At 68.0% G+C, this 637-nt stretch carries 1 protein-coding gene; it reads right to left on the bottom strand.

From position 1 onward, the window contains the following. Positions 1-637, bottom strand: a 637-nt coding sequence (locus PUR71_RS00295; RefSeq protein ID WP_329924256.1) for a non-reducing end alpha-L-arabinofuranosidase family hydrolase, incomplete at both ends; no start/stop codon positions are given.

The raw sequence follows: 637 nt of genomic DNA, 5'->3' as shown, positions 1-637 counted from the left end.
GAACAGTGGCTGGGGTGCGGACCAGCCGTTGGGGTTGGTGGGGTCGCTGGAGGTGCGGTAGATGAAGGGCCATTGACCCCACTGGTAGGCGAGGACCCAGATGTTCTTGGGCGCGAAGTAGAACAGGGTGGGCGCCACCGCCGCCTGGCTCATGCCGATCTGTGCGGTGGAGGCCATGTCCGACCAGTTGGTGAAGGGGCTGAACATCATCGAGCCGTACGACGAACCGTTCACGTTCGACGCGTAGACCACGTGCTTGCCGTTGACCACGACGTCGGTGAAGTCCTTCACCGACGCCCATCCGTTGGCGGGCTGGGCCAGTGCACCCGTCGAGGACCAGTGGTAGGTCGACGGCAGCGCACAGTTGCCGCCGGGCGGGGACGATGCGGACAGGCCCGCCCACTTCTGGTTGCTGCCGCCGTTGCACGTCCAGATCTCCACGGCCGTGCCGTTGGCGGTACCGGCGCCCGTGACGTCCAGGCACAGCCCGGACTCCACTCCGACCACCGTGCCGTCGGCGTTCACCCGCCACTGCTGGTTCGCGGCGCCGGTGCAGGTCCAGATCTGCACCCGGGTGCCGGCTGCGGTGGCGTGGCCCGGCACGTCCAGGCACTTGTCGCCGTACACGGTCAGCTGG

Origin of the sequence: Streptomyces sp. SP17BM10, assembly GCF_036322405.1 — a bacterium.
Classification (GTDB): domain Bacteria; phylum Actinomycetota; class Actinomycetes; order Streptomycetales; family Streptomycetaceae; genus Kitasatospora.
The sequence above is the reverse complement of the archived record's forward strand: the minus strand, read 5'-3'. Positions and strand labels throughout refer to the sequence as shown.